The sequence below is a fragment of the Streptomyces sp. col6 genome (assembly GCF_008042035.1).
Lineage (GTDB): Bacteria > Actinomycetota > Actinomycetes > Streptomycetales > Streptomycetaceae > Streptomyces.
The window spans coordinates 1363079-1388412 of sequence record NZ_RDBL01000013.1 but is presented as its reverse complement, the minus strand read 5'-3'; the positions used below and the strand labels follow the sequence as shown (position 1 = coordinate 1388412).

Annotated in this window: 26 protein-coding genes and 7 tRNA genes; 13 read left to right on the top strand and 20 right to left on the bottom strand. The window is 72.8% G+C overall.

The window, feature by feature from the left end; all coding sequences use genetic code 11:
* Positions 1-120 precede the first annotated feature (120 nt).
* Positions 121-1776 (top strand): hypothetical protein, encoded by a 1656-nt coding sequence (locus tag EAO73_RS23030; protein ID WP_147973361.1) that lies wholly within the window; start codon positions 121-123, stop codon positions 1774-1776.
* Positions 1777-1843: 67 nt separating this feature from the next.
* Here EAO73_RS23030 and EAO73_RS23025 read toward each other — a convergent pair whose 3' ends face one another.
* Entirely contained in the window at positions 1844-2404 is a 561-nt protein-coding gene (locus EAO73_RS23025; protein WP_147973360.1) for an HIT family protein, read from the bottom strand.
* A gap of 66 nt (positions 2405-2470) precedes the next feature.
* On the opposite strand from EAO73_RS23025, the gene EAO73_RS23020 reads away from it, so the two are divergent.
* On the top strand, positions 2471-3148 hold the full coding sequence (locus EAO73_RS23020; RefSeq protein WP_147973359.1) for a potassium channel family protein: 678 nt from the start codon (positions 2471-2473) through the stop codon (positions 3146-3148).
* Between the two features lie 29 nt (positions 3149-3177).
* On the opposite strand, the gene thrS is transcribed toward EAO73_RS23020, so the two are convergent.
* From thrS to EAO73_RS23005, 3 genes are all read right to left on the bottom strand, one after another.
* The gene (thrS, locus tag EAO73_RS23015) at positions 3178-5154 is read right to left on the bottom strand and encodes a threonine--tRNA ligase (RefSeq protein WP_147973358.1); all 1977 of its coding nucleotides are present in this window, start codon (positions 5152-5154) and stop codon (positions 3178-3180) included.
* 103 nt (positions 5155-5257) lie between these two features.
* The gene (locus EAO73_RS23010) at positions 5258-6463 is read right to left on the bottom strand and encodes a hypothetical protein (RefSeq protein ID WP_147973357.1); all 1206 of its coding nucleotides are present in this window, start codon (positions 6461-6463) and stop codon (positions 5258-5260) included.
* The gene (locus EAO73_RS23005; RefSeq protein ID WP_147973356.1) at positions 6463-7029 is read right to left on the bottom strand and encodes a DUF4365 domain-containing protein; all 567 of its coding nucleotides are present in this window, start codon (positions 7027-7029) and stop codon (positions 6463-6465) included. Before EAO73_RS23005 ends, EAO73_RS23010 begins: the two co-directional genes overlap by 1 nt.
* Positions 7030-7217: 188 nt before the next feature.
* Between EAO73_RS23005 and EAO73_RS23000 the strand changes: the two genes are divergently transcribed.
* Positions 7218-7943: a 3'-5' exonuclease gene (locus EAO73_RS23000; RefSeq protein ID WP_147973355.1), complete on the top strand. Its 726-nt coding sequence runs from the start codon at positions 7218-7220 to the stop codon at positions 7941-7943.
* Between the two features lie 70 nt (positions 7944-8013).
* On the opposite strand, the gene EAO73_RS22995 is transcribed toward EAO73_RS23000, so the two are convergent.
* Positions 8014-8085, bottom strand: a tRNA-Val gene (locus EAO73_RS22995).
* A 39-nt stretch (positions 8086-8124) separates the two neighbouring features.
* The gene (locus EAO73_RS22990; protein WP_147973354.1) at positions 8125-8571 is read right to left on the bottom strand and encodes an SRPBCC family protein; all 447 of its coding nucleotides are present in this window, start codon (positions 8569-8571) and stop codon (positions 8125-8127) included.
* Positions 8572-8654: 83 nt separating this feature from the next.
* On the opposite strand from EAO73_RS22990, the gene EAO73_RS22985 reads away from it, so the two are divergent.
* Positions 8655-11135, top strand: coding sequence for an SCO7613 C-terminal domain-containing membrane protein (locus EAO73_RS22985; protein ID WP_191134173.1), 2481 nt, complete (start codon positions 8655-8657; stop codon positions 11133-11135).
* A gap of 62 nt (positions 11136-11197) precedes the next feature.
* Here EAO73_RS22985 and EAO73_RS22980 read toward each other — a convergent pair.
* A tRNA-Val gene (locus EAO73_RS22980) sits at positions 11198-11269 on the bottom strand.
* A gap of 54 nt (positions 11270-11323) precedes the next feature.
* Positions 11324-11815, bottom strand: coding sequence for a TIGR02611 family protein (locus EAO73_RS22975; RefSeq protein WP_147973352.1), 492 nt, complete (start codon positions 11813-11815; stop codon positions 11324-11326).
* A gap of 189 nt (positions 11816-12004) precedes the next feature.
* On the opposite strand from EAO73_RS22975, the gene EAO73_RS22970 reads away from it, so the two are divergent.
* Both EAO73_RS22970 and EAO73_RS22965 read left to right on the top strand, forming a co-directional pair.
* Positions 12005-12418 (top strand): SsgA family sporulation/cell division regulator, encoded by a 414-nt coding sequence (locus tag EAO73_RS22970; protein WP_003959770.1) that lies wholly within the window; start codon positions 12005-12007, stop codon positions 12416-12418.
* A gap of 254 nt (positions 12419-12672) precedes the next feature.
* Positions 12673-13248 (top strand): CGNR zinc finger domain-containing protein, encoded by a 576-nt coding sequence (locus tag EAO73_RS22965; RefSeq protein ID WP_147973351.1) that lies wholly within the window; start codon positions 12673-12675, stop codon positions 13246-13248.
* A gap of 4 nt (positions 13249-13252) precedes the next feature.
* Here EAO73_RS22965 and EAO73_RS36055 read toward each other — a convergent pair whose 3' ends face one another.
* The 3 genes from EAO73_RS36055 to EAO73_RS22955 form a co-directional block, all read right to left on the bottom strand.
* Positions 13253-13408 (bottom strand): hypothetical protein, encoded by a 156-nt coding sequence (locus EAO73_RS36055; RefSeq protein ID WP_191134172.1) that lies wholly within the window; start codon positions 13406-13408, stop codon positions 13253-13255.
* Between the two features lie 158 nt (positions 13409-13566).
* Positions 13567-14538 carry an acetylxylan esterase gene (locus EAO73_RS22960; protein WP_147973350.1) on the bottom strand — a complete coding sequence of 324 codons (972 nt, stop codon included), beginning with the start codon at positions 14536-14538 and terminating at the stop codon, positions 13567-13569.
* A gap of 224 nt (positions 14539-14762) precedes the next feature.
* Positions 14763-15224, bottom strand: coding sequence for a hypothetical protein (locus EAO73_RS22955; protein ID WP_191134171.1), 462 nt, complete (start codon positions 15222-15224; stop codon positions 14763-14765).
* A gap of 158 nt (positions 15225-15382) precedes the next feature.
* Between EAO73_RS22955 and EAO73_RS22950 the strand changes: the two genes are divergently transcribed.
* Positions 15383-15898, top strand: coding sequence for a DsbA family protein (locus EAO73_RS22950; protein ID WP_147973349.1), 516 nt, complete (start codon positions 15383-15385; stop codon positions 15896-15898).
* Positions 15899-15916: 18 nt separating this feature from the next.
* Here the strand turns inward: EAO73_RS22950 and EAO73_RS22945 are convergent, their stop codons facing one another.
* The 3 genes from EAO73_RS22945 to EAO73_RS22935 all read right to left on the bottom strand — a co-directional run bounded on the left by EAO73_RS22945 (position 15917) and on the right by EAO73_RS22935 (position 18675).
* Positions 15917-16753, bottom strand: coding sequence for a GNAT family N-acetyltransferase (locus EAO73_RS22945; RefSeq protein WP_147973348.1), 837 nt, complete (start codon positions 16751-16753; stop codon positions 15917-15919).
* 66 nt (positions 16754-16819) lie between these two features.
* Positions 16820-17641, bottom strand: a complete 822-nt coding sequence (locus EAO73_RS22940; protein WP_147973347.1) for an aminotransferase class IV — start codon at positions 17639-17641, stop codon at positions 16820-16822.
* Positions 17638-18675, bottom strand: a complete 1038-nt coding sequence (locus EAO73_RS22935; RefSeq protein ID WP_147973606.1) for a chorismate-binding protein — start codon at positions 18673-18675, stop codon at positions 17638-17640. The genes EAO73_RS22940 and EAO73_RS22935 overlap by 4 nt, the downstream gene beginning before the upstream one ends.
* A gap of 163 nt (positions 18676-18838) precedes the next feature.
* Here EAO73_RS22935 and EAO73_RS22930 point away from each other — a divergent pair.
* The 5 genes from EAO73_RS22930 (at position 18839) to EAO73_RS22910 (ending at position 19297) form a co-directional block, all read left to right on the top strand.
* Positions 18839-18911: transfer RNA gene (locus EAO73_RS22930), tRNA-Gly, on the top strand.
* 36 nt (positions 18912-18947) lie between these two features.
* Positions 18948-19021 (top strand) — tRNA-Cys (locus tag EAO73_RS22925).
* A 1-nt stretch (position 19022) separates the two neighbouring features.
* Positions 19023-19094, top strand: a tRNA-Val gene (locus tag EAO73_RS22920).
* Positions 19095-19131: 37 nt separating this feature from the next.
* Positions 19132-19203, top strand: a tRNA-Val gene (locus tag EAO73_RS22915).
* Positions 19204-19225: 22 nt separating this feature from the next.
* A tRNA-Val gene (locus EAO73_RS22910) sits at positions 19226-19297 on the top strand.
* Here EAO73_RS22910 and EAO73_RS36670 read toward each other — a convergent pair.
* The 4 genes from EAO73_RS36670 to EAO73_RS22890 form a co-directional block, all read right to left on the bottom strand.
* On the bottom strand, positions 19279-19539 hold the full coding sequence (locus tag EAO73_RS36670; protein WP_224756398.1) for a zf-TFIIB domain-containing protein: 261 nt from the start codon (positions 19537-19539) through the stop codon (positions 19279-19281). The genes EAO73_RS22910 and EAO73_RS36670 overlap by 19 nt on opposite strands.
* Before the next feature lie 68 nt (positions 19540-19607).
* On the bottom strand, positions 19608-20567 hold the full coding sequence (locus EAO73_RS22900) for a phosphotransferase enzyme family protein (protein WP_147973346.1): 960 nt from the start codon (positions 20565-20567) through the stop codon (positions 19608-19610).
* 303 nt (positions 20568-20870) lie between these two features.
* Positions 20871-21062, bottom strand: coding sequence for a hypothetical protein (locus EAO73_RS22895; protein WP_143626140.1), 192 nt, complete (start codon positions 21060-21062; stop codon positions 20871-20873).
* Positions 21063-21248: 186 nt separating this feature from the next.
* Positions 21249-21509: a hypothetical protein gene (locus EAO73_RS22890; RefSeq protein ID WP_147973345.1), complete on the bottom strand. Its 261-nt coding sequence runs from the start codon at positions 21507-21509 to the stop codon at positions 21249-21251.
* 204 nt (positions 21510-21713) lie between these two features.
* Here EAO73_RS22890 and EAO73_RS22885 point away from each other — a divergent pair, with 204 nt between their 5' ends.
* A complete protein-coding gene (locus tag EAO73_RS22885) occupies positions 21714-23009 on the top strand; it encodes a serine/threonine-protein kinase (protein WP_147973344.1) in 1296 nt (431 codons plus the stop codon).
* Between the two features lie 122 nt (positions 23010-23131).
* Here EAO73_RS22885 and EAO73_RS22880 read toward each other — a convergent pair whose 3' ends face one another.
* Together EAO73_RS22880 and cobA are read right to left on the bottom strand one after the other, a co-directional pair.
* Positions 23132-23950, bottom strand: a complete 819-nt coding sequence (locus EAO73_RS22880; protein ID WP_147973343.1) for a TrmH family RNA methyltransferase — start codon at positions 23948-23950, stop codon at positions 23132-23134.
* A 62-nt stretch (positions 23951-24012) separates the two neighbouring features.
* Positions 24013-25263, bottom strand: coding sequence for a uroporphyrinogen-III C-methyltransferase (cobA, locus tag EAO73_RS22875; RefSeq protein WP_147973342.1), 1251 nt, complete (start codon positions 25261-25263; stop codon positions 24013-24015).
* Positions 25264-25334 lie beyond the last annotated feature (71 nt).

The following is a 25334-nucleotide window of genomic DNA, read 5'->3' as shown; positions in this document are numbered from 1 at the left end:
AGGGCCCCACGGCGTACGTTTCCGGACGATACGCTGGTACCCCAGCTCAGAAAGTGTGCCGGGCACGGCAGTTGGGAAACAGCCGCAGGAGCGGTTCCTCGGTGGCGAGTGGGGGCGACAGTGGCCAGCAACGGATTCGATTTCTCTCCCGGAGCGCAGATTCCGCTCCAGGGGTCGGCAGGCGCGGCGGTGGCGACCAACGCCCTCGCCTCCGCCGCGTACCGCGACAGCCCGGTGGAGGACCTTCTCAAGGCCAACAGCGAGTGGCACAAGTCCGAAGTGAAGAAGGGCCGTTCCGACTACTTCAAGCCCAACCTCGGCGAGGCGTTCTCCCGCGCCGTCCAGGAACGCATGCTCGGCGGAGCCCGTAAGGCGCTCATCCAGTCCTTCGGCAGCGACCCGCAGACTGTCGTCGAGCACTGCCTGTCCGCGACCCGCCTGCGCAAGGCACGCGACACCAAACTCACCGCCGTCACCGCCCTGTTCGGCTTCCTGTTCCTGCCCGGCATGCTGATGTGGGTCATCGCCTTCCGGGTGCGCGACAGCTTCGCCAAGACCAAGGACAAGGTCCTCACCACCCTCGGCAACAGCCTCCTCCCCCTCGTCGCCATCGGCGCCCTCCTCCTCCTGATCAAGCTGCCGCTGACCGGACTCCTCGGGCTCTACCTGCGCGCGATGGTCGTCGCCCCCGTCATCGGCTGGTACATCGCCAAACGGATCGCGGAGAAGTCCGCCCAGGACATGCGCACCCGCTGGGAGGGCCTGCTCTCCGGCGGCGGCGTCATCGCCAAGATCCCCGAAGCGGTCCCGAAGAACCCCAGCGAGACCGCCCGCGAGGCCCTGCGCCAGGGCCTGGAGAAGCTCTCCGCCGAACAGCAGTCCAACTCCGTCTTCTACGCCGGCCCCAAGGGCATCCTCGGCATGGGCACCCGCTGGGGCAGCTGGCAGCTCGCCGAGGACCTCGTCGCCAAGGACGCCGGCAAGGAGATCCACCAGTTCCGCAGCTGGGACGTCATCCGCGTCATCCACGACCAGCTGAAACTGCTGGAACGCGGCCCCCTGAACACCGGCGGATTCCCCACCCCCTCCGTCACCCACTGGATCGTCACCCCCGTCGGGGAGAACGCCGACGCCGTCACCCGCCGCGAGGGCGAGGACGTCGCCACCTTCCAGATCAAGCCCCACGAGATACAGCGGATCTGCAACCACCAGCAGTTCGGCGGCGGCGACCGGCACTACCTCGGCGTGCAGTTCACCCTCTGGGACGGCCAGCTCGTCATCACCATGATGATCACCGTGACCGTGCTCTTCGAGACCCTGCGCATCGAGGTCACCGGACACGCCCTCGGCCCCGTCCACTCCCTCTTCACCAGCAAGCCCGCCGCCAAGACCCGGACCGTCAACAAGACCGTCCGGTTCTGGGAGACCCGCGACATCACCCTCGCCCTCGTCGACGCCCACGAGGTCACCCGCCTCGCCCTGCGGGCCCCCTTCACCTGGTACCCGCCGCTCCTGGACTACCTCGGCGGCAAGATCGCCCTGCCCGAGCCCTTCGGACTGCGGCACGCCTGGGCCGAGAAGCCCTGGCGCCACCGCTTCATGGCCGACGACGCCATGCGCGCCGCCACCCCGGTCCTGCGCGTCGTGCACAACGCCGCCATCAAGGTCCTGGAGGAGCACGGCGTGGACACCGAGCGCTTCAGCGGCCGCTCGTCGGTCCTCAGCGGCCTCGTCCAGCAGCCCACCCCCGGCAAGGCCGACCTCTACGACGCCTGATCACCCGCGTACGCGAACGGGGCGCCCCGGATTCAATCCGGAGCGCCCCGTTCGCCGAGCGAGCGGATCAGTCGACGGGCCAGGCGTCCGCCAGCATCTTCCGGGTGTCCGCCAGCAGCTGCGGCAGCACCCGCGTGTGCCCCACCACCGGCATGAAGTTGGCGTCGCCACCCCACCGGGGCACCAGGTGCTGGTGCAGATGCGCGGCGATCCCCGCCCCCGCCACCGCACCCTGGTTCATCCCGATGTTGAAACCGTGCGCACCCGAAGCCGCCCGCAGCGCGGTCATCGCCCGCTTCGTGAAATCGGCCAGCTCCGCCGTCTCCGGACCGTCCAGCTCCGTGTAGTCCGCGACATGCCGGTACGGCACCACCATCAGGTGCCCGCCGTTGTACGGGTACAGATTCAGCACGGCGTAGACCTTCTGACCGCGCGCGACGACGAGCCCGTCCTCGTCCGACAGCTCCGGAATCCCGCAGAACGGACAGCCGTCCCCCGCCTCCGGGCCGGTCGGCTTGTTCTCCCCCTGGATGTACGCCATCCGGTGGGGCGTCCACAGGCGCTGGAACGCGTCGGGCGTCCCCACTCCGATCTGCTGCTCCGGCTCACTCGTCATGCCGGCCAGCATATTGCTTCACCTGTGCGGAGCGTGTCGCCGGGGCCGATCCCGTTCACGCACGGCGATGCTGGGCCGATGAGCGCGCGCACCCCGGACCGGCCCACCCCCGCTCTCTCCCACTGGGAGCGGCGCACCGAGGTACCTCTCCTCGCCGCCTCCGTCGTCTTCCTGGCCGGCTACGCCTTCCGCGTCCTCGCCCCGCACGACGCCCAGCCCTGGCACGACCTCTCCCTCGCCCTCGTCGGCGCGACCTGGCTGCTCTTCATCCTCGACTACGCGGTACGCCTCCGGCTCAGCCGCCTCGGCCACCGCTTCCCGCGCACCCACTGGCTCGACACGCTCGTCCTGATCCTGCCGCTGCTGCGCCCGCTGCGCATGGTCCAGGTCTACACAGCGGTCCAGGAGCGGCGGGACCAGCCCCGGCTCGGCCTGTACGCCCGGGTGATCTCGTACGCGGGGATGACGGCCGTCCTTCTCGGCTTCTCGGCGGCGCTCAGCATCTACCACTGGGAGCACGACGCCCCGGACTCCTCGATCCGCACCTTCGGGGACGCCGTCTGGTGGGCGTGCGAGACGCTGACGACGGTGGGGTACGGGGATGTCGTGCCGGTGACGACGGCGGGCAGGATCATCGCGGCGGGCCTGATGGCGTGCGGCCTGGGGCTGCTGGGAGCGGTGACGGGCTCGTTCTCGTCGTGGCTGATCCAGGTGTTCCGCCGGGAGGACGAGAAGGAGCCCCCGGCGGGCGGGTAGCTCACCGGGGGCTCCTGGAACGGCTCGGATCAGACCTGGACGCGGTCCTCGACGGCCTGGGCGATCTTGGCGATGGCCTCGTCGACCGGGATGCCGTTCTCCTGCGAACCGTCGCGGTAGCGGAAGGAGACGGCGCCGTTGGCCATGTCCTCATCGCCCGCGATGATCATGAACGGCACCTTGTTCTTCTGCTGGTTGCGGATCTTCTTCTGCATCCGGTCCGAGGAGGCGTCCACGTCCACCCGCAGCCCCTGCTTGCGGGCCTTGGCCGCGAACTCCTGGAGGTACGGGATGTGCGTGTCGCCGATCGGGATGCCGACCGCCTGGACCGGGGCAAGCCACACCGGGAACGCACCCGCGTAGTGCTCCAGGAGCACCGCGAAGAAGCGCTCGATGGAGCCGAACAGGGCGCGGTGGATCATGACCGGGCGCTGCTTGGAGCCGTCCGGACCCGTGTACTCCAGGTCGAACCGCTCCGGCAGGTTGAAGTCGAGCTGAATGGTCGACATCTGCCAGGTCCGGCCGATGGCGTCCTTGCACTGCACGGAGATCTTCGGGCCGTAGAACGCGGCGCCGCCCGGGTCCGGGACCAGCGGCAGCCCCTGCTTCTCGGCGACCTGGCGCAGCGTCTCGGTGGCCTCTTCCCAGGCGTCGTCCGATCCGACGAACTTCTCCGGGTCCTTGGTGGACAGCTCCAGGTAGAAGTCGGTGAGCCCGTAGTCGCGGAGCAGGTTCAGGACGAAGGTGAGCGTCCGGTCCAGCTCCTCCGCCATCTGCTCACGGGTGCAGTAGATGTGCGCGTCGTCCTGCGTGAAGCCGCGCGAGCGGGTCAGGCCGTGCACGACGCCCGACTTCTCGTACCGGTACACGGTTCCGAACTCGAAGAGGCGCAGGGGCAGTTCACGGTACGAACGGCCGCGCGCGTCGAAGATCAGGTTGTGCATCGGGCAGTTCATCGGCTTGAGGTAGTAGTCCACCCCGTCGTCGAGCTGCATGGGCGGGTACATGCCGTCGGCGTACCAGTCCAGGTGGCCGGACTTCTCGAAGAGCTTGCCCTTGGTGGCGTGCGGCGAGTAGACGAACTCGTAGCCCTCCTCCTCGTGGCGGCGGCGCGAGTAGTCCTCCATGGCCCGGCGGATGACGCCGCCCTTGGGGTGGAAGACAGCGAGGCCGGGGCCGATCTCGTCCGGGAAGGAGAAGAGGTCCAGCTCGTTGCCGAGCTTGCGGTGGTCGCGCTTGGCGGCCTCCTCCAGGAACTCCAGGTGCGCCTTCAGCTCGTCCTTGGTCGGCCAGGCGGTGCCGTAGATGCGCTGGAGCATCGGGTTCTTCTCGCTGCCCCGCCAGTACGCGGCGGCGTTCCGCATCAGCTTGAACGCCGGGATGAACCGGGTCGTAGGCAGGTGCGGCCCCCGGCAGAGGTCCTTCCAGCACAGCTCGCCGGTCTTCGGGTCGAAGTTGTCGTAGATGGTCAGCTCGCCGCCGCCCACCTCGACGTCCGCGCCGTCGTCCGAGGAGGCGGAGCCCTTGATGCCGATGAGCTCCAGCTTGTACGGCTCGTCGGCCAGCTCCTCGCGGGCGGCCTCGTCCGTCACGACCCGGCGGGAGAACTTCTGGCCCCGCTTCTGGATCTCCTGCATCCGCTTCTCGATGGCCTTGAGATCCTCGGGCGTGAACGGCTTCTCGACGTCGAAGTCGTAGTAGAAGCCGTCCTTGACCGGCGGGCCGATGCCGAGCTTGGCCTCGGGGTGCAGCTCCTGCACGGCCTGGGCCATGACGTGCGCGGTGGAGTGCCGCAGGATGTTGAGGCCGTCCTCGGAGGAGATCTCGACGGGCTCGACGGTCTCGCCGTCCTTGAGCTCGTACGCGAGGTCCTTCAGCTCGCCGCCGACACGGGCCGCGACGATGGTGCGCTCGCCGGGGAAGAGGTCGGCCGCCGTAGTGCCCGTCGTCACCACGCGCTCTTCCCGCTCGGAATCGCGTTGGATGGTCACACGGACGTCTGACACCGGTCTCTCCTGACTCAGGGGGATGCGCTCGCACTCGTATTGCGTACGCCATGGGAATCGTACCGAGCCAAGGGCCCCCAATGCGAAAGGGCCGGTTTCCCGCCTACTCCCCCGCACACGCCTCTTCGAACGAGTCCACGTTCTCCTGGAGGGACTTCATCAGCCGGTCCCGCTCCTCGTCGTCCACCTGCACGGGGACGACCTGCGAGGCCCCGGTCAGCCGCCGGAAGCCGCCCCGGCTCTCCAGCCGGCCCTCCACCCGTACGGGCAGCCCGACCAGATGGGCCTGGCCCGCTATCCGGTACGCCTCCTCGTCCAGCTCGATCCGGACGTGCGGCACCTCGGCCCCCGCCAGCACGCGCAGCCGTACGATCCCGGCCCCGCGCGGCCCGGAGCGGCGCAGCCGGACGACGGCGCCGGTGATCCGCACGGTGACGGCGGGCTCGTCGCGCAGGTAGCGGGCACCGGCGCGGCGCAGGGCGGGCAGGTCGCCCGGGGTGAACTCGACGGGCTCGGGGCGGGCGGGGCAGCCGTCGGGCGTTCCGGCGGCGGGCGCCCAGTCGAGCGCGATCGCGGCGCCCTCCGAGCCCCGGACGAGGGCGACGAGTGCCTCGGTGAGCTCGCGGCTGACGCCCGCCGCGACGGCGTTGTCGAAGGCCTCCATGCCGCCGGTCGCCCGTTGGTAGTCGACGGCCTCGCGGGTGGCGTGCAGGGCGTGGTGGAGGCGTACGGCGACGGGGCGGCCCGGTGCGACGGGGACGAACGCGGTGAGCGTGCGGCCGCCGGGGGCGGGGCCGATGAGGACGGGGCCGAGGGCGGCGAGGGCGCGCCTGCGGCGGCGGGCTCCGTGGTAGCCGGCCCGGCCGCGCACGGCGAGGGCGCCGGCCAGCAGGATCTGCCGGGCCGCGCCGTGGAGCTGTTCCGCGCCGAGCCAGTCGGCGGCTCCGGCGGTCGGTTCCGGGACCTCGCGCCACCAGCGGATCTCGTCGCTGGGCACGGCGAGGGCGACCAGGACCTCGCGGGCGGAGGGGGTGGCGCTGCGGGCGAGTGAGGTCAGGGCCTCGCTCAGCAGGTCCTCGCTGTCGGGGAAGGTCCTGGTGTGGGGCACGAGCAGACCTGCGGTGCCGCCGGGCGGCGTCCAGCGGCTGTAGGAGCCGCCGCTCCCGCCGCGCCGCTGCCAGCCGTGCCGGGCGAGCAGGGCGCCGAGCACGGCGGGGTCGACGCGGGCCGGGTCGGGCAGGGACGAGGACGGTGCCGGGGCCTCGCCTTGGAGGCGTACGGAATCGGGCCGGCTGACGGACTCGTGCATCAGGGTCTCCCTCCCGCCCCGACGCGGGTCATGATCTCGCAGAGCGCCCGGTCGTCGAAGACGCAGGAGGTCATGAGCCGCACGGTGGTCCGGTGGCGGCCGGTCACGGGGTGGCCGGCCAGGTTGGTCCAGTAACAGCAGTGCCGCAGGTCGAGGCTGTCGGGCCCGGCGCGCAGCCAGTCGTCCTGGCTGCGCGGTACGAGCATCACGACCAGGATCTTGTGCACCGAGACGGGCGTCCGGGCGAGCTTCACGAGATGGGCGTTGTCCAGCGTGAAGGAGAAGGTCCGGCCGGGCGGCCGGGGCGGTATCTGGTAGGTGCACTTCAGCTGGACCTTGATGGTCACCTCGTCGTCGACGACATGGCCGGGGGCGCCGTGGCTGACGTGCCAGTCGATGCCGTTGTCGGGGAAGGGCTGCGACAGCGAGCAGCCCGCCGCGGCGGCGACGGCGTGCAGGTAGCCCACCTGGAGGGTCTCCATGCAGGCGGTGGTGGCGAGTGCGCCGCGCAGCGGTGCGGTCCGCTGGGGCAGCAGCCCGCTCGGTTCGGGCTGCGCGAGCGCCATGGCTCCGTAAGCCTTCCGGGCCGTACCAATGGGGATGAGGGGTCCGGTCGGTCAACTCGCGCCGCCGGTACTTGTGTTGTCACCGCACGGGGGCGCCGCCAAACGGCGTATCAGGCAAAGGGTGCGGGTATCACCGAACCGGGCAGGGGTACCACGCCATCTGCCGTGCGTGCGCGAGGAGTTCGGGGATGACTCATTGGTACGAAGGGCCGATGGCCGCATTCGACACGGAGACGACGGGTGTGAACGTCGAGGAGGACCGGATCGTTTCGGCCGCCCTCGTCGTCCAGGACCGGGCCGACGGCCCGGTGCGCGTCACCCGCTGGCTGGTGAATCCCGGGGTGCCGGTTCCCCCGGGCGCGACGGAGATCCACGGGCTGACCGACGACCATCTGCAGCGCAACGGCCGCTGGCCGGCGCCTGCGGTGGAGGAGATGGCCCGCGCGCTGGCGGAGCAGAGCGCGGCGGGCCGGCCGCTGGTGGTGATGAACGCGCCGTTCGACCTGACGCTGCTGGACCGGGAGTTGAAGCGGCATCGCGCGTCGTCGCTGGGCGCGTATCTGGAGGCGTCGCCGCTGTGCGTGCTCGACCCCCGGGTGCTGGACAAGCATCTGGACCGCTACCGCAAGGGCCGGCGCACGCTCACGGACCTGTGCGAGCTGTACGGGGTGCTGCTGGACGGGGCGCATGACGCGGCGGCGGACGCGGCGGCCTCGCTGGAGCTGGTCCGGGCGGTGGGCCGCCGGTTCACCGCGCGCCTGGAACGGCTGACGCCGGCGGAGCTGCACACGCTCCAGGCGGTGTGGCACGCCGCGCAGGCGCGGGGGCTCCAGGCGTGGTTCGCGCGCAGCGGGACACCGGAGACGGTGGACCCTGCCTGGCCGCTGCGTCCGGAGCTGCGTACGGCCGCGTGACGGGGCAGGCGCAGCCGGATACACGGAAGCCGGTCCGTCGGTGGTGCTGACGGACCGGCTTCTCCCGGGGTGGGCGATACTGGGTTCGAACCAGTGACCTCTTCGGTGTGAACGAAGCGCTCTCCCACTGAGCTAATCGCCCGGGAACGGGTTGAACCATACAGGGCCGGACGGCCGTGGTTCAAACCGCTTGCAGCCGGGCCGCGAGCCCTCGCCGCCCGGCCCGCATCATCAGGGCGTGGTTGACGCGGAACACCGGCCGGCACGGCAGCGCGAGGACCCGTATCAGTGTCCTGCGTACCTCGACCTCCTGCTCGTACACGACGCGGGTGCCGGGGCCGTACGCGGTGACCGTCCAGCGGGCCCAGCCGTCGAGGTCGCCGACGAGGCCTGCTTCGAGAATGCCGTTCGCCGGGTCCCGCCGTCGCTCGCGCACGGTGGTGACGAGGTCGTACGGGAGGACGGAGCGGATGCGGGTGGTGCCGGAACCGTCGTCCGACCGGCCGGCCTCGCGGACCTGCGGCCACCAGAGCGGGTAGTCCTCGACGCGTTCGAGCTGTGCGTAGACGGCGCCGGGCGGTGCGGGAAGCTCCCACACGCTGACGAATCGGTAGTGGTTCCAGTTCATTTCCTCAGGATGCTCGTACTCAGGCGGGGATCTGAGTACGTGCGCGCATGTCCGCCGGCGTGGCGCGCAGCACACTCGCTTCCATGGAACATGTGCCGCCGCCCGCCGAGGAATTGGCGATCCTCGACCGTGAACTGGCCTGGCTGGACGCCCGCCGGTCCCAGCTGCTGACCCGACGCGCCTGGCTGGTGCAGGCGCTGAGCACCGTCACCGCACCGCCTGCCGCCGCGCCGGGCCCGTGGACGGCGCCTCGGGGACAGGGGCAGGCCGCCGGAGTGTTCGGCCCGCCGGTTCCCCCGGCTCCCGCGCGCGGTGCGCAGAACGTGCTGCTCGTCCTCGGCGGGCTGCTGCTGACGGTCGCCGCGCTTGCGTTCACCCTGGTGAGCTGGGGCGACATGGGGATCGGCGGGCGCAGCGCGGTCCTGACCGCTGTGACGGCCGGGGCGCTGGTCGCGCCGGCGACGCTGCTGCGGCGGGGGCTGTCCGCCACGGCCGAGGCGCTGGCGGCGCTGGCCTCGGTGCTGATGGTGCTCGACGCGTACGCGGTCCACGAGGTGGCGATGCCGGACGCGGACGGTGCCGGTTACACGGCGACGGCCGCGACGGTGCTCGCGGTGCTGTGGGCGGCCTACGGGCTGCTCCTGGACCGGCTGCGGCTGCCGTTGCCGCTCGCGGTGTTCACCGCGCAGCTGCCGCTGGTGCTGTGGGCATGGGCGGCGGGTGCCGGTCCGCTGTGGTTCGCCGCCGCCCTGCTGGTGACGGCCGCGCTGGACGGCGTGGTGGCGCTGCGGGCCGGGCGGGCCTCGGTACGGGTCACGGCGTTCGCCGCTCTGTGTGTGACGGGCGGGGCCGGACTGCTGGTGGCGCTGGTGGAGTCGATGTCGGCGTCCGGGCCGGCGGGCGCGGTGGCGCCGGGGGCGCTGCTGCTGGCCGGTGCGGCGCTCGCTCTGACCGGCGCCCGTACGGCTCCGGGGCCGTTCGCGGTGGCCGGTGGCCTGGTGGCCGGTCTGGCGGCCGTGGCGGCGGTGGGCGGGGTGGCCGCCGCCGGGGTGCCGGACGGCTGGACGGTGCTGGTGTACCTGCTGTGCGGCGGGGCGCTGCTCACCGGCGTACGCGCTCCGCTGGGGGTGGCGGCGCGCGGGCTGGTGTGGGCCTCGGGCGTGGTGACGGCGGGTGCGGTGCTGGTCTCGCTGCCCATGGTGACGGTGGTCGCGGCGGGTCCGGTGTCGCGGCTGGGCGGGCTGTGGTCGGGCGTTCCGCGCGACGGTGCCCGGGGCGCGGTGGGCGCGACGGATCTGCCGTGGGCGGAGATGACCTACGCCCCGGTGGTGCTGTTGCTGGTGGCCGCGGCGCTCGGTGCCGCGTACCGGTGGTGGGAGGGCCTGGTCGGGTGGGCCGGGGCGGCGGCCCCCGGGCCGGCCTGGCGCGGTGCGGCGGGCTCGGCGGCGGTCGTGCTGGGCTGGGCGGGGCTGATGGTGCTGCCGGCGGCGCTGGACCTGTCCTTCGCGGCGGCCCTCGCGACGCAGCTCGTGCTGATGGTGGCGGCGTTCGGCCTCGCGGTGGGCGGGCTGCGGGCCGGCGCGCGGGGCGTGGCGGTGACGGCCGGGGTGGTCGGGGCGGCCGGTGCGGTGGGTGCCGGGCTGCTGTCCCTGGCGACGGAGGCGGCCACGTACACGGCGTTCGGTCTGCTGGTGGCGGTGTTCGCCGGGCTCGCGGTCGCCCTGGACGGGCGGGAAGGCGCCTCGGCGGGGGCGGTGCGGGCGTCGGCGTGCGCGGCCGTGGTGTGTGCCGTGGTGCCGATGGCGGCGCTGGGGTCCTCGCTGGGGTTCACGGCGTACGAGTCGGCTCCGCTGCTGCTGGCCGTCCCGGCGGTGACGGTGCTGGTGGGCGCCCGGCTGAAGGGTCACCCGGTGGCGCTGCCGGTCGAGGTGACCGGTGCGGTGGCGGGTGCGGTGGCCGTGGCGACGGCGGCGGGCGACGCGCGCTTCCTGGCCCTGGTGCTGGCGCTGTGCGGGGTGCTGGCGGCGGGGACGGCACTGCGCGAGGAGCGTCGTCCGCTCGCCGGGTACCTGGCGACGGGGCTGTTCGTCCTGGCGGCGTGGGTGCGGCTCTCGCTGTCGGGGGTGTCGGCTCCGGAGGCGTACACCCTGCCGGTGACCGTGCCGGCGCTGGTGGTCGGGATGCTGCGCCGGCGCCGCGACCCGTCGGCCTCCTCGTGGACGGCGTACGGGGCGGGTCTCGCGGTGACATTGGTGCCGTCGCTGGGCGCGGCCTGGACGGACCCGCACTGGACGCGTCCGCTGCTGCTGGGGGTGGCGGCCCTGGTGGTCACGCTGGTGGGTGCGCGGCTGCGGCTGCAGGCGCTGCTGGTGCTGGGCGGCGTGGTGCTGGCGCTGGACGCGCTGCACGAGCTGGCGCCGTACGTGGTGCAGGTGGCGGGTGCGCTGCCGCGGTGGGTGGCCCCGGCGCTGGCCGGGGTGCTGCTGCTCGCGGTGGGGGCGACGTACGAGAAGCGGCTGCGCGACGCCCGCCGGCTGAAGGACGCGCTGGGGCGGATGCGGTGAGGTGACAGCGGGAACGCCGACGGCCCGGAAGCTCTGGAAGCTTCCGGGCCGTCGGTCCGGGGTGGGCGATACTGGGTTCGAACCAGTGACCTCTTCGGTGTGAACGAAGCGCTCTCCCACTGAGCTAATCGCCCGGGTGCGCTGCATACGTTACCCCATGTCAGCGGCGCCCCCGACCATCTCTTGGGTCACTCGTGGATCTTCCACGGCATGACGATCCCGAACTTCCAGACGTAGATCCCGACGAGCACCGCGATGATCACGAGCCCGATCACCGTGAGGGTGATGTTGCGCCGCCGGACCTTGGGGTCGAGCGCCCGCTGGGCGGCCTCGGTGACCTTGCGCCGGGTCCAGCGCAGCACCAGCTGGGCCCAGACGAACTCGGTCGCCCAGATCGCCATGCCGCCGAAGATCACCAGCCAGCCGGGGCCCGGCAGCGGCAGCATGATGATGCCGGCCACCACGACGGCGAGGCCGACCACGAAGACGCCGACCTGCCAGCTCAGGTGGAGGGCTCTGGAGGCCTTGATGAAGCCGGGCGCTCTGGAGCCGAGCCCCGGGTCCTCCTTGGTCACTCCCTGTATGACGTCCCCCGTCGCATCGCGGGGGGCTTCCCCCGCGGCGGAAGCCGGTTCAGCCGCTGCGGCGGCACCGTCCCGCTCGTCACTCTCCGCGTTCATGGACTCAACCTACCGGACCGTCCCGCGTCACTGGAATGGGCGCATGACGCAAAGTTACACACCGCTGTACGAGCTACCTGAAGCATCACAAAAAGGTCAGAGGGGTTTACAACGCCACCGTAGGTGGCATGTCGATTTCGCCGACGTGCGAATCCCCGAGCGCACACTGAGCGAAAGGCCCTGGCGCTTATGAACACCACGGTCAGCTGCGAGCTGCACCTGCGCCTCGTTGTGTCGAGCGAGTCCTCACTGCCTGTACCCGCGGGCCTGCGGTATGACACGGCCGATCCGTATGCCGTGCACGCCACCTTCCACACCGGAGCGGAGGAGACGGTCGAGTGGGTTTTCGCCCGTGACCTCCTTGCCGAGGGGCTGCACCGGCCCACCGGCACCGGAGACGTACGCGTCTGGCCATCCCGTAGTCACGGCCAGGGCGTCGTCTGCATCGCGCTGAGCTCCCCAGAGGGCGAAGCACTGCTCGAGGCCCCGGCACGGGCCCTGGAGTCGTTCCTGAAGCGGACCGACGCCGCGGTTCCACCGGGCACCGAACACCGCCACTTCGACCTCGATACGGAGCTCTCACACATCCTGGCCGAGAGCTGAGCCAGGCCGAGAGCTGCACGACGCCGTCCGACTCGGGGAGACGGCGTCGCGCGGACAACCTCATACGGCTGACACCGGCGCCGGTGACCACGGAATCCACCGTGGTGACCGGCGCCGGTCGCGTTGCGCCCCGGCCACCGGCGCCCGCGCGAGGCCGTCGCACGCCCCCGTACACCCCTGCGCGCCCCGGCCGAGCCAGTAGAGTCGACCGGCATCGGCGGGCGCCCGCCCGCCGGAGGCCAGGGAGCGAAAGCGTGCTGATCCCCCACGACACCCGGATCGCCCTCGACGTAGTGGTCGATCTGGTGAACACCGCGCCGGAGAGCGAGCCGGAAGGGGGCGAGGCGCCCGCCGACGGTCTCGGCGACATCGAGGCGCTGCACGCGTTCGCCGTCCGCCACCGGGTGAGCGGGGTCGGCACGCTCGACGAGAAGGACCTGCGGGCCGTGCACGACGTACGGGCCCGGTTCGCCGAGGTCTTCGCGGCCGAGGACGCGCGGACCGCGGCCGGACTGGTGAACGCGCTGGTGGCCGCCGCGGGCACCACGCCGCAGCTCACCGCCCACGACGGCTACGACTGGCATGTGCACTACTTCTCGCCGGACGCCTCGCTCGCCGACCACCTGGCGGCCGACTGCGGCATGGCCCTCGCCTTCATCATCGTGGCGGGCGAGACGGAGCGGCTGCGGCGGTGCGAGGCGCCGGACTGCCGGCACGCCTTCGTCGACCTCTCCCGCAACCGCTCCCGGCGCTACTGCTCCAGCCGCACCTGCGGTAACCGTCTGCACGTGGCCGCGTACCGCGCGCGCCGCAGGGAGGCGGCCGGCTGACCGCTCACAGCACGAAGAGATCGTGCAACGCGGCCATCAGCAAGAGGGTGCCGATGACCGTGAGGAAGATCATCAGAGGGGGCTGGGAGAGCGCGAAGAGACAGCCGCGCGGCTCTTCGCCAGGGGGTGCGGGGGCATCGCCCCGAGAGGTGTCCACCATTTCGGGACGATCATGACGCAGTCCGAGGTGTGCTGCGTACCAACATGCCTCTTAGCGACGGGAGTTCACCCGTCATGGGGGCACCCTTATTCGCTCCGGCGTCCGATCGCCACGCGTGCTTTCGGAACTCTTGCCCCGCTCCCCCCGTCCGCGCCGGCTCAGCGCAGGTCGCGCAGCATCCGCAGCTGGACCTGGCGGTGGACGCCGGTGCCGCCCTCGTGGCCGTTCCAGGGGTAGATCTCGATCTCCTTGGGCCCGGCCCAGCGGTTGTAGGCGGCGAAGACCGTGGAGGGCGGGCAGATCGCGTCCATCAGGGCGACCGAGTAGAGCGCGGGCACCGTGGCACGGGCGGCGAAGCTGACGCCGTCGAAGTACGACAGGGTGCGGAACACCTGGGCGTCCGCGCCGTGCCGGGTGGCGAGGTACTGGACGATCTCCTGGTACGGATCCTCGTCGGTGATCTGGACGGCCCGCCGGTAGTGCGTCAGGAACGGTACGTCGACGAACGCGGCCCTGACGTGCGGGCTGAGGGCCGCGACCGCCTGGGCGATGCCGCCGCCCTGGCTGGCGCCGTTCACGACGATGCGGGCGGGGTCGACGGACGGGTGGCTGCGGGCGACCTCGACGGCGCGCACCGCGTCGGTGAAGACCCGGCGGTAGTAGTACGTCTCGGGGTCGAGGATGCCGTTGGTCATGAAGCCGGGCGCCTGCGGGTTGGCGGCGCCGTGCGGGTCCGGGGTGGCACCCGCCGAGTGGTGGTTGACCGCGCCCTGGCCGCGGGTGTCCACGATCAGGGCGGCCCAGCCGGCGGCCGGCCAGACCAGGTGGTCGAGCGGCAGCCCGCGCCCGCCGCCGTAGCCGAGGTAGTGGACGACGGTCGGCAGGGGCCCCTCGGCGCCCGCGGGCACGTTCAGCCAGGCGCGTATCCGGTGGCCGCCCCAGCCGGCGAACGACACGTCGTACGAGTCGACCGCGCTCAACGCGGCGTCGTAGGGCGCGAATTCGGCGTCGAGCGGATGGGCCGCGGCCTCGTCGAGGGTGAGCTGCCAGAAGGCGTCGAAGTCCTCCGGCTCGTCGGGGTCGGGGCGGTAGCCGCGCAGTTGGTCCAGGGGCAGGTCGAACAGGGCCATGGTTTCTCCGTTTCGGGCATGCGGAAGGGGGCGTCCGCCGCACGCGCCACGCGTCCCGCCCCCCGGTGTCATGGGGCCTGAACGCATCGGTTCACAGCCCAGCGGGACGCTATGCGGCCTCGCGGGCCATGGTCAAGGAACCCCGGGCGAAACGATTCACCTGGTGAGACGGCATGGGCCCCGCCGCGTGATGCGGCGGGGCCCGGCGGCTCGGAGGACCGGCGTCAGATGCCGTGCTTCTTCAGGATGGCCTCGATGTCGCTGAAGTCCTCACCGGCTCCGGCCGAGGCGGACCGCTTCTTCTGCCCGCCCTGCGAGCGCGCGCCCGGAGCCGGGGCGCCCGCGCCCAGCGAGGGGGCCGGCGCGGCCGGGGCCACCGCCTCGTCCCGGGCGGCACGGGCGGCCGCCCTGCGCTCCTTGCGGCTGCCGCCGCCCCGCCGTTCGACCGCGCGCGTGAGCATGAACAGCAGCCAGGCCACGCCCAGCAGCCCGAAGCCCAGCCAGACGCTCGGCTTGAAGGCGATGTCCGACACCCACTTCACGACCCCCGTCAGCACCAGGCCGACCGGCACCAGGGAGTAGGCGGCGATCCTCGTCGCGGTGAGGAACCGCTTGCGGTACGCGGTGACGGCCGCGATGCCCAGGCCCGCCGCGGACACCGCGGAACAAATGGTCTCGGCAAGCATCGGTGCCTCCTGGCGCAGGGGGATACGTCCCTTCCATCCTGCACCGGCGACCGGGTGCGCGGCCATGCCCCGGCCCCGTATCAGGGAGATCTCAGGGGCCGGGCTCCTCCCCAGGTGCCGGGCGGCCGCGGCGAGGAGCGCCCTGCGAGACTGGTCCCATGAGCGATTCCTCCCCCGCGGCACCGGTCGTCCTCGACGTCTGGTGCGAGCTCCAGTGCCCCGACTGCCACCACGCCCTCACCGATGTGCACGCCCTGCGCGCCCGGTACGGGGACCGGCTGGAGATCCGGCTGCGGCACTTCCCGCTGGAGAAGCACAAGCACGCCTACGCGGCCGCGCAGGCCGCCGAGGAGGCCGTGTCCCAGGGCGACGGCTGGCCGTACATCGAGGCGGTCCTCGCCCGCACCGGTGACCTCGGGGCGCAGGGCGAGAAGCTGCTGGTCGAGGTGGCCGGGGAGCTGGGGCTGGACGCCGAGGAGTTCGACACCGCGCTCATCGACGGCCGCCACATGCTGATCGTCGACGCCGACCAGGCCGAGGGCAAGGCGATCGGGGTGACCGGCACGCCGACGTACGTGATCGGCGGGGAGCGTCTGGACGGCGGCAAGAGCCAGGAGGGGCTGCGCGAGCGGATCGAGGAGATCGCCGACCGGCTGCTCGCCGAGCGGGGCTGAGGGCCGGGAGCGGGCGCGCTACAGCGGTTTGGCCAGGTTGTACTGGGTCGGTTCGTAGCCGAGCGACTCGTACAGCCGCAGGGCCGGGGTGTTGGCCGTGACGACGTGCAGACCGATCCGCCGCTCGCCCGCCGCCAGGGCGATGCGCTCGGCCTGGAGCATCAGGGCCCGCCCGTAGCCCCGGCCCCGCCGGCTCTCCGCGACCTCCACGTCGAAGACGTAACCGACCAGCAGGCCGGGGTGCATCTCGAACGGTGCTTCCCAGACATGGCCGACCCGCTCGCCTTCATGGACCAGGAGGTCCAGCCGGACTCCCGGGGTGGCGAGGCCGTCCGGCAGGTGGCGGGCGTGGGAGGCGCGGGCGGCGCCCAGCGCCGCCTCGCGCGGGAGGCCGCGGCCGACCAGGCTCTCCGCGTAGCCGGCGATCGCCCCGTCCTCCCAGGCGGCGAACTCCTCCGGTGTCATCGGGCGCGCGGTGAGCCCGTCCGGGAGGGCCGGCGGTTCGGCGGGCAGCGTCTTGACCATGTTGCGGCTGCGCTCGGTGTAGCCGAGCGCGTCGCCCATCCGCCGGCCCACGGAGTCGCCGGCGGCGACCTCCGTACACACCTGGGCGCAGCCCCAGCCGCGCAGGATCTCCTCCGCGGCGAGCGCGGCGATGGTGCCCCGGCCGCGCCTGCGGACGGCTTCGTCGATCCGCAGGCCGGTGAGCAGGCCCGTCGCCCCGCCCGCGCCGGGTTCGACGGCGAGCGCGACGGAGCCGACGGGCCTCCCGTTGTCGCACACGTCGTACGCGCGCCGCTGTGCGCCGTCGGCGCCTGACTGGATCGGCCCGGACGGCCGCAGTGTCGTTGTCATCGATGGGTTTCTATCCCCTGCGCGGGGGCCCGTCATCCGTATTTACGGCCACGGGCCCGGCGGAGGTCACGGGTCGAGGTCGCCGGCCGCCCGCTCGTCGAACACGCGCATCGCCTTCGCGGTCACCGGTCCGGGCACGCCCGTCAGCTCCCGGCCGTCGACCCGGTGCACGGCCTGGACGTCGCGGAGGGTGGAGGTCAGGAAGATCTCCTCGGCCCGGTCCAGGACGTCGAACGGCAGGTCGGTCTCCTGCGCCCCGGTCCACTCCACGGTGAGCGCCCGCGTGATGCCGGCCAGGCAGCCGGAGGCGACGGGCGGGGTGTGGAGCTGCCCGTCCAGGACGACGAAGACATTGGACCCGGTGCCCTCGCAGAGCCGGTCCGCGGTGTTGGCGAACAGGGCCTCGGACGCGCCCTGCTCGTGGGCGCGGGCGAGGGCGACGACGTTCTCCGCGTACGAGGTGGTCTTGAGGCCGGCGAGCGCGGAGCGTTCGTTGCGGGTCCACGGCACGGTGACGACCGCCGTGGTGTCGGGGCGGCGCGTCACCTCGCCGAGCGCGACGACTAGGCCGGGACCTTCGTCGCCCCGGTCGGAGCCGAGGGGTGAGATGCCGCCGGTGTACGTGATCCGCAGTCGGCCGAGTTCCACCGGGTTGGCCCCGACGACGGCGGCGCAGGCGCGGCGCACCTCGTCGAGGTCGGGGTCGGGGAGGCCGAGGCCCCGGGCGGAGCGGGTCAGGCGGTCGAGGTGGCGGGTGAGGGCGAAGGGGCGGCCCTGGGAGACCCGGAGCGTCTCGAAGACGCCGTCGCCGACGGTGAGGCCGTGGTCGAGCACGGACACCCGGGCGTCGTCGGCGGGGCGCAGCTCGCCGTTGACCCAGATCCTCATGGTGCGGTCCTTCCGGTTGCTTCGTATGCGCCCGACGCTACAGCGAGCAGCCTGGACGCCTTCAGCTCGGTCTCGTCCCATTCGCGTTCCGGGTCGGAGCCCCAGGTGATGCCTGCGCCGGTGCCGAAGCGCAGGAGGGGGGCGGGTCCGGTGCGGTCGGTCCAGAAGGTCCTGATGCCGACGGCGAGCGAGGCGGTGGCCCGGTCGGCGTCCACCCAGCCGATGCCGCCGCAGTACGGGCCGCGCGGGGCGGTCTCCAGTTCGCGGATGATCCGCAGCGCGCTGGACTTGGGGGCGCCGGTGACCGAACCGGGCGGGAAGGCGGCGGCGAGGATCTCCGGCCAGCCGGCGCCCTCGGCGAGGCGGCCGCGCACCGTGGAGACGAGGTGGACGAGCCCGGGGTGCTTCTCGACCGCGCACAGGTCCGGGACGGTGACCGATCCGGTGGCGCAGACCCGGCCCAGGTCGTTGCGGACCAGGTCGACGATCATCACGTTCTCGGCGTGGTCCTTGTCCAGCAGGTCGGCCTCGGTGCGGCCGGTGCCCTTGATGGGTCCGGACTCGATCGTGCGGCCGTCCCTGCGCAGGAAGAGTTCGGGGGACGCGGTGGCTATCCCGACGCCGTGCGCGGGGAGCCGGATCGTTCCCGCGTACGGGGCAGGGTTGCCGCGCGCCAGCAGCGCGGTGAGGGCGTCGACGTCCGCCGCGTCCCCGTCCGGCAGTGGTGCGGTCAGTACGCGGCAGAGGTTGGCCTGGTAGACCTCGCCGGTCGCGATGTACGCACGGATGCGCCGTACGCCTTCGGTGTACGCGGCCCGGTCGAGCGAGGAGGTCCAGTCGCCGGCGGCGGGGCCGCGCCAGGCGCCGGGGACCGGGGCCGGCACGGGGTCGGGGCGCACGGTGTCGAAGCGGGCGCAGAGCAGGGAGCCCTCGAAACCGGCGCAGACGGCCCAGAAGCCGGACGAGTCGAGGGCCGCGGGATCGCTGGTCACATCCCGCAGACCGGAGACGACGAGGCCGCCGAAGCGGGCCATGGGAGCGAGGTCGTGCACGTTTGTGAGTCTAGGACGGCGCGCGGCGACCTGCGCCGGGGCGGGCGCACCTCAGCACGCTGCGCAAACGCGTTTTTGTGCTGGCCCCGGAATCCGCTAGAGTTCAACACGTCGCCGGGACGCGCAAGCGGACCGGGAAAGACAAGCGGACGTAGCTCAGTTGGTAGAGCGCAACCTTGCCAAGGTTGAGGTCGCCAGTTCGAACCTGGTCGTCCGCTCGCAGAAGGCGGGGGTCTTCCCGGACTCCCGCCCCTGGTGGAGTGGCCGAGAGGCGAGGCAACGGCCTGCAAAGCCGTCTACACGGGTTCAAATCCCGTCTCCACCTCCATGGACGATTAGCTCAGCGGGAGAGCGCTTCCCTGACACGGAAGAGGTCACTGGTTCAATCCCAGTATCGTCCACTGATCCGCAAGGATCGTCGGTCCGCAAGGATCACCCGCGCGATTAGCTCAGCGGGAGAGCGCTTCCCTGACACGGAAGAGGTCACTGGTTCAATCCCAGTATCGCGCACGCAGTACACGCAGGTTCACCTGCGCGATTAGCTCAGCGGGAGAGCGCTTCCCTGACACGGAAGAGGTCACTGGTTCAATCCCAGTATCGCGCACTGTCACGAAGCCCCGGTCGTCTCGGCGACCGGGGCTTCGTCGTGCTCGCACGCGTACGAGCGGGACGGGCCCCGGCTCCGGCCGGCGGCGGGGCCTGCTGCGTCCACTGGGCCTCGATACGGGTCAGGGACTCCAGCTCGCCGTAGTCCAGGAATATCCCGCGGCAGCCGCTGCACTGCTCGATCTGGATGCCGTTGCGGTTGTACGTGTGCATCTGTGCGTGGCACTTGGGACACTGCATGTTCGGGCTCACTCCTCGCCGTCGGTTCGCCGTCGCCGGAATGCATGCCCGCCGACGGTCGGTTCACCCTACGACGAGTGTTCGGCCGCCAACTCGGGCGGGAGCGAGGCAATTCGGGCACAGGCGTCGATCATCACCTGTTCCACCTCATCCGGAGCGCGGCCCTCCGCCGCGGACTTCGCCCACGCCAGCGCCGCGGTCTGCACGGTCAGTGCGCGGGCGGACACGTCCAGCTCCGGCCAGGGGTCGCCCTCGGCGCGTACGGCGGGCCCGCCGCCGGCCCGGTAGGCCTCCAGGAAGCGGAGCCAGACCTCCGGGGGCAGCAGCCCGGCCGCGTACCAGGCGGCGGGGCGGGCGAGGTCCCAGGCGGGGTCGCCGCGGCCGGTGTCGTCCACGTCGATGAGCAGCCAGGGGCCGTGCGGTGCGGGGTGGCGGACGAGCTGGCCCAGGTGCAGGTCCCCGTGGCAGAGGTACGTCCCCCGGCGCTCCGGAGACGCCGCTTCGCCCCGGGCCCAGGCCGGCAGCCCGCGCCAGGCGGTGAGCACGGGGGCGACGGCCGGGTCGCCGGGGCGCGCGGCGCGCATCCGGGCCACGGCGAGCGCCGCCTTCACGGGCCCGCGCATGGCGGGGAGCGGTTCCCGGACCTCGGTGCGGTGCAGCCGTGCGAGCAGCGCCCCGGCCTCCTCCCAGGGCGCGGCGTCCGGGTCCGAGGGGTCGACGGGCTCGCCGTGGGGCCACAGGGTGACGGGACGGCCGTGCAGCTCGGTGAGGTGGGTGCCGGGTGCTGCGGACAGGGGCGCCAGCAGGGTGCCCGCCTGCCCCGGACCCGACGCCAGGCGCAGCCGTGCGGCCAGGTCGCCGGTGTCCGTACCGGCGGCGTGCGCCTTCGCGACGACGGGGCCGTGGCGGACGACGATGCCGTCGTCCCGGTCGGCGAGCACCACCGGGGGCGGACAGGAACAGTCACCGGGCACGTGGGCCGCGCGATGGGCGAGGTCCCCCAGGGCACGAACGAGTACGGCGGTCACGGTCTCCCCCGGCGGCACGGATACGGGCGCCGTCCCTGGGCGCCCGCGCCGAGCGTAGCCGCCCGGCCGGGAGGGTCGTTCGGGGGCGGTCCGGGCCCGCCGGGCAGGTCTGCGCGGGGCGGGGCGCGGCAAAGGGGCAAAGGGGCGACCGGTGCGACCGGTGCGTCCGGCCCCGGACAGCGCGATGTCCGGTCAGCTCCCCAGCTGACCGGACAAACGCTGCCGTCCGCCGCACCCCCGTCCCCACGGGGTTGTTGGCCGGATGTCCCGGTCCGGACCGCTCTTCCGGACCCGGGGCGCCGCTCAGCGCCCCAGCATCACGCCCACGGACGACGCCTGTGTGACCACTGCTTCCCAGCCGCCGAAGACGACGACGAGCAGGGCCGCCAGGGGAAGGACCATGGCGGTCGCCACCAGCGGGTGGCGGCGGCCGGACGCGGCGTACGAGCCGCGTGTCCGCGTGCGGACCACCGTCCGCGCTGCCGTGTCAGCCATGGTTCCTCTCCTGACCTGATGAGGGGCGGCGGGCGTGTGACCTCGGGGGACGAGTGCAACGCCCGCCGCTTGACCTCAACATTAGGGATCCGGGGGGCGGGCGGCGTCATGCCCGCGTACCGAATCCCGGGCCTCCCGGAGGATGAGCCGTGCGCGGTCGGCGTACTCCCCTGGGTGGAGACGGGGCTACGCGGAACCGGGGTCCTCCCCGAGGGGACGCTCGGAGGTGTCCTCCCTGGGTACCGGTTGTTCGACGAGGGCGAGCACCCTGGTCGACATGAACCGGGCCGTGCGCACCACGGACCCGTTCCGGGTGACTTCACTCACTTCGACCACTCCCCTGCGGACCGCTGTCTCCACCCTGCGGCCGGCCCGGGAGGCCACCACCTCGTAGGTCCGGGTGCTGTCCCCGGCGTCCACGACTATCTCGACTCGATCGCCCTTCATTGATCCAATCCCCCTTCTGCGACGGACCTTTGAGATCTCGCACCGGCCGGGGGCCCGGATCCGCGACCCCCTGACCACTCCTCAAGTTTCCCACCCGGCACTGACAATCGAATCTCCGGCGAGGGCGCGGCCTCTGAGCGCCCCGGGCGGCGGGTACGTAAGCTGTCCGTCGTCAGGCGTACCAGGCAGCGGGGATGGGCAGACATGGCGATGATGCGGCTCCGGCGCGAGGACCCGCGTGTCGTCGGCTCGTTCAGGCTGCACCGGCGGCTCGGGGCCGGCGGCATGGGTGTCGTGTACCTGGGTTCGGACCGGCGCGGCCAGCGGGTGGCACTGAAGGTGATCCGCCCGGACCTGGCGGAGGATCAGGAGTTCCGTTCGCGGTTCGCGCGCGAGGTGTCCGCGGCCCGGCGGATCCGTGGCGGCTGCACGGCCCGGCTGGTCGCCGCCGACCTGGAGGCGGACCGCCCCTGGTTCGCCACGCAGTACGTGCCGGGGCCGTCCCTGCACGACAAGGTGGCCGAGGAGGGCCCGCTGTCGGCCGCCGAGGTCGCCTCGATCGGGGCGGCGCTCTCCGAGGGCTTGGTGGCGGTGCACGAGGCGGGGGTGGTCCACCGGGACCTGAAGCCGTCGAACATCCTCCTCTCCCCCAAGGGCCCCCGGATCATCGACTTCGGGATCGCCTGGTCGACGGGCGCGTCCACGCTGACGCACGTCGGTACGGCCGTGGGCTCGCCCGGTTTCCTCGCTCCCGAGCAGGTGCGGGGCGCGGCGGTGACCCCCGCGACGGACGTGTTCTCGCTCGGGGCCACGCTGGCGTACGCCGCGATGGCCGACTCACCCTTCGGGCACGGCAGTTCCGAGGTCATGCTGTACCGGGTGGTGCACGAGGAACCCCAGCTGTTCGATGTGCACGACGCGCTGGCGCCCCTGGTGAGCGCCTGCCTCGCGAAGGACCCGGAGGAGCGGCCGAGCACGCTCCAGCTGTCGATGCGGCTCAAGGAGATCGCGGCGCGGGAGGCCCAGGGGCTGCACGAGAGCCGGCCGCCCGTCCAGCGTTCGGCCCAGGAGGCGGACCGGCCGACCGGCCGGCTGGACGGCCCGTACACGGAACAGCAGACGCGCCGCGCGGCCGGTCCCGCGCCGGGGTCGCGTCCGCAGAACCGGCCGTCGGCGGCACGCCCCGCCCCGGCCCGCACCGGTGGCGGCCGCCCGGTGCAGCAGCCGCCGCGCGGGGCGACCCGGCCGGGCAGGCGGCCGCAGGGCACCAACGGGACGAACGGCAGGCCGGGCACCCGGCCCGGGACCCGGACGACGTCGACGGGCCGGCGCCCCGCCAACCCCCGGCTGCTGCGGCAGCGGCTCGTCGTCTTCGTGGTGGTGACGCTGCTGGTGGCGCTGGGGATCGCGGCGGCCCAGGGCTGCCAGGGCCCGGCCCAGGGGCTGGGCGTCGACCTCGGCCACAGCCGGTCACAGAGCCAGGGACAGGGCGACCGGTAGCGGCCAGGGCTTCTCGTCCGGACCCGGCCGGAGCCCGCGAGCGCGGCCTGATCCCAACGGAAGGCGCTAGGTGTATTGACCCTCGGATCTTCGCGGACCTGCGAAGATCCGCCGGACAGGCCCTAGTTCTCCGGGCGGCCCGTGGCCACCGCGTAGAAGGCGACTGCCGCCGCCGCGCCGACGTTCAGCGAGTCCACGCCGTGTGCCATGGGGATGCGCACCCACCGGTCGGCGGCGGCGAGGGCGCGGGCGGAGAGCCCGTCGCCCTCGGCACCGAGCATCAGGGCCACCCTGTCCATCCGGTGCGGCGCCGCCTCCTCGATGCTGACGGCCTTCTCGGCGGGCGTCAGTGCCAGGAGCGTGAAGCCGGCCCCGCGTACGGTCTCCAGGCCCCCCGGCCAGGTGTCGAGGCGGGCGTACGGGACGGAGAAGACCGCGCCCATCGAGACCTTGACGGAGCGCCGGTAGAGCGGGTCGGCGCAGTCCGGGGAGAGCAGCACGGCGTCCATGCCGAGGGCGGCGGCGCTGCGGAAGATCGCCCCGATGTTCGTGTGGTCGTTGACCGCCTCCATGACGGCCACGCGGCGGGCCGTGCGGAGCAGTTCGCCGGCGGCAGGGAGGGGCTTGCGCTGCATGGAGGCGAGGGCGCCGCGGTGCACGTGGTAGCCGGTGACGCGTTCGGCGAGGTCCGGGGCGACCGCGTACACGGGGGCCGGAACCTCGTCGATGACGTCGCGCATCAGGTCGATCCACTTGGCCGAGAGCAGCATGGAGCGCATCTGGTACCCGGCCTGCCGGGCGCGCCGGATCACCTTCTCCCCCTCGGCGATGAAGAGGCCCTCGGCGGGCTCCTTCCTGCGCCGGAGTTCCACGTCGGTGAGGCCGAGGTAGTCGCTCAGGCGCGGGTCGTCGGGGTCGTCGATGGTGATGAGTTCAGCCACGGGTCTGCTGCTGCCTTGTCCGGTGTGGGGTGCCGATGGTCCCGTGGGACCACCGGAACGGGTTACTTGCCGCTCGGCGCGGTGGCCGTGCCGACCTCGACGACCTCGCCGATGACGATGACGGCGGGCGGGCGGACGTCCTCGGCGGCCACGCGCTCGGCCACCGTCGCGAGGGTCGCGTCGACGCGGCGCTGGGCGGCCGTCGTGCCCTCCTGGACGAGGGCGACCGGCGTCTCGGGCGACCTGCCGTGCTCGACGAGCGCGCGGGCGATGGCGCCGATCTTGTCGACGGCCATCAGGAGCACCAGGGTGCCGCGCAGCCGGGCGAGGGCCGCCCAGTCGACCAGCGAACGCTCGTCGTCGGGGGCGACGTGCCCGCTGACCACGGTGAACTCATGGGCGACACCGCGGTGGGTGACGGGGATGCCGGCCGCGCCGGGGACCGAGATCGAGCTGGAGATGCCGGGCACCACGGTGCACGGGATGCCCTCGGCGGCGAGCGCCTGGGCCTCCTCCATGCCCCGGCCGAAGACGAACGGGTCGCCGCCCTTGAGCCGGACGACCGCCTTGCCCGCCTTGGCGTGCTCGATCAGCGCGTTGTTGATGGCCTCCTGGGCCATGTAGCGGCCGTACGGGATCTTCGCGGCGTCGATCACCTCGACGTGCGGCGGCAGCTCGTCCAGCAGGTCGCGGGGGCCGAGCCGGTCGGCGATGACGACGTCCGCCTCGGCGAGGAGGCGGCGGCCGCGGACCGTGATCAGGTCCGGGTCGCCGGGGCCGCCGCCGACCAGGGAGACGCCGGTGGTCCGGGTGCGGTGGTGCGGGGCGGCGATGCTGCCGTCGCGCAGGCCCTCCACGATCGCGTCGCGGACGGCCGCCGAGTGGCGCGGGTCGCGGCCGTGGGCACCGGCGGTGAGCACGGCGACGGTCACGCCCTCGCTGCGGCCGGTGGCGGGGGTCCAGGCGGTGGCCGCCTCGGCGTCGTCGCTGCGGACGCACCAGGTGCGGGTGCGTTCGGCCTCGGCGGAGGCGGCCTCGTTGGCCGCGTCGTCGTCGGTCGCGATGAGCGCGTACCAGGTGTCGGTGAGGTCTCCGTCGGCGTACCGGCGGCGCTCCCAGCGGATCTCGCCGGCGTCCGCCATCGCCTCGACGGACGGGGTGGCTGACGGGGACACGAGGACGATGTCGGCGCCGGCCGCGATGAGGGCGGGGAGGCGGCGCTGCGCCACCTGGCCGCCGCCGACGACGACTACGCGGCGCCCGCTCAGGCGCAGTCCGACGGGGTAGGCGGGGCGATCGGCGTGCTCGGCCATGGCGGTGCGGGCTCCTCGTGCGATGCGGGGTGCGCGGCCGCTGCGGCGGTGGAGCGGCGTGTGTGCGTGGG

Coding starts and splice junctions, on each gene's coding strand:
- EAO73_RS23025 (WP_147973360.1), bottom strand. CDS start 2,404: ATGCTGGCCGGCATGACGAGTGAGCCGGAGCAGCAGATCGGAGTGGGG.
- EAO73_RS23020 (WP_147973359.1), top strand. CDS start 2,471: ATGAGCGCGCGCACCCCGGACCGGCCCACCCCCGCTCTCTCCCACTGG.
- EAO73_RS23010 (WP_147973357.1), bottom strand. CDS start 6,463: ATGCACGAGTCCGTCAGCCGGCCCGATTCCGTACGCCTCCAAGGCGAG.
- EAO73_RS23005 (WP_147973356.1), bottom strand. CDS start 7,029: ATGGCGCTCGCGCAGCCCGAACCGAGCGGGCTGCTGCCCCAGCGGACC.
- EAO73_RS23000 (WP_147973355.1), top strand. CDS start 7,218: ATGACTCATTGGTACGAAGGGCCGATGGCCGCATTCGACACGGAGACG.
- EAO73_RS22990 (WP_147973354.1), bottom strand. CDS start 8,571: ATGAACTGGAACCACTACCGATTCGTCAGCGTGTGGGAGCTTCCCGCA.
- EAO73_RS22985 (WP_191134173.1), top strand. CDS start 8,655: ATGGAACATGTGCCGCCGCCCGCCGAGGAATTGGCGATCCTCGACCGT.
- EAO73_RS22975 (WP_147973352.1), bottom strand. CDS start 11,815: ATGAACGCGGAGAGTGACGAGCGGGACGGTGCCGCCGCAGCGGCTGAA.
- EAO73_RS22970 (WP_003959770.1), top strand. CDS start 12,005: ATGAACACCACGGTCAGCTGCGAGCTGCACCTGCGCCTCGTTGTGTCG.
- EAO73_RS36055 (WP_191134172.1), bottom strand. CDS start 13,408: ATGGTGGACACCTCTCGGGGCGATGCCCCCGCACCCCCTGGCGAAGAG.
- EAO73_RS22960 (WP_147973350.1), bottom strand. CDS start 14,538: ATGGCCCTGTTCGACCTGCCCCTGGACCAACTGCGCGGCTACCGCCCC.
- EAO73_RS22955 (WP_191134171.1), bottom strand. CDS start 15,224: ATGCTTGCCGAGACCATTTGTTCCGCGGTGTCCGCGGCGGGCCTGGGC.
- EAO73_RS22950 (WP_147973349.1), top strand. CDS start 15,383: ATGAGCGATTCCTCCCCCGCGGCACCGGTCGTCCTCGACGTCTGGTGC.
- EAO73_RS22945 (WP_147973348.1), bottom strand. CDS start 16,753: ATGACAACGACACTGCGGCCGTCCGGGCCGATCCAGTCAGGCGCCGAC.
- EAO73_RS22940 (WP_147973347.1), bottom strand. CDS start 17,641: ATGAGGATCTGGGTCAACGGCGAGCTGCGCCCCGCCGACGACGCCCGG.
- EAO73_RS22935 (WP_147973606.1), bottom strand. CDS start 18,675: ATGGCCCGCTTCGGCGGCCTCGTCGTCTCCGGTCTGCGGGATGTGACC.
- EAO73_RS36670 (WP_224756398.1), bottom strand. CDS start 19,539: ATGCAGTGTCCCAAGTGCCACGCACAGATGCACACGTACAACCGCAAC.
- EAO73_RS22895 (WP_143626140.1), bottom strand. CDS start 21,062: ATGGCTGACACGGCAGCGCGGACGGTGGTCCGCACGCGGACACGCGGC.
- EAO73_RS22890 (WP_147973345.1), bottom strand. CDS start 21,509: ATGAAGGGCGATCGAGTCGAGATAGTCGTGGACGCCGGGGACAGCACC.
- EAO73_RS22885 (WP_147973344.1), top strand. CDS start 21,714: ATGGCGATGATGCGGCTCCGGCGCGAGGACCCGCGTGTCGTCGGCTCG.
- cobA (WP_147973342.1), bottom strand. CDS start 25,263: ATGGCCGAGCACGCCGATCGCCCCGCCTACCCCGTCGGACTGCGCCTG.